We start from the raw sequence: 567 nt of genomic DNA, 5'->3' as shown, positions 1-567 counted from the left end.
TATTACATATAAATCAAAAGTGAACCTTCATCATCAGAAAGCTCACTTGTTTGAGTTACACCTATAAAGGTGTGTCTCTAAAATACCATTTCGTTTTAATACGATTGAAACTACATGAACCTTGTAGACCACTATTTACCCCCTTCACACTAATAAAAACTTTTCTAGACTCTTCAACGCCTATTCTTTCCACTGCTGTTGGATGGGGTTGTATGTTTTCTATGCTCTTTATCCTTATTTCTTTAGGTGCACTGTTATAATTTTTTTCAAATTTATTATGCTTATTATTCAGCTCCGTCTTTAGAAAATCCTCCCCTAAAATAGCAACGACCTCATCGGGGAACCCATTAACATAAGCACTTAAATCATTATTTTTATATATTTCAAATAAATTTATACAGCGTTTAGCTAAGGGATCATTTTCAAGGTCATTAGCTGAGGCTGCCCCACACATTAAAAATAACAACGTTATTAACAAAACTATTATTGCTTTAACCATCTTGTGAAATCCTTACTTGATTTTAAGGGAGGGTTACACTTACCCGGCCACAACAGCCTTAATACCAC

The 567-nt window shown here is 34.0% G+C and carries 1 protein-coding gene; it reads right to left on the bottom strand.

All coding sequences use genetic code 11. The annotated features are described in order from the left end of the window. Window positions 1-61: 61 nt before the first annotated feature. The gene (locus tag BCU91_RS08180) at window positions 62-499 is read right to left on the bottom strand and encodes a hypothetical protein (protein WP_102531256.1); all 438 of its coding nucleotides are present in this window, start codon (window positions 497-499) and stop codon (window positions 62-64) included. Window positions 500-567 lie beyond the last annotated feature (68 nt).

This window comes from Shewanella sp. 10N.286.52.B9, from assembly GCF_002873635.1.
Classification (GTDB): domain Bacteria; phylum Pseudomonadota; class Gammaproteobacteria; order Enterobacterales; family Shewanellaceae; genus Shewanella.
The sequence above is the reverse complement of the archived record's forward strand: the minus strand, read 5'-3'. Positions and strand labels throughout refer to the sequence as shown.

What these genes read in the sequence shown, in the direction of transcription:
- BCU91_RS08180 (WP_102531256.1), bottom strand. Translation starts at nt 499, where the DNA reads ATGGTTAAAGCAATAATAGTTTTGTTAATAACGTTGTTATTTTTAATG.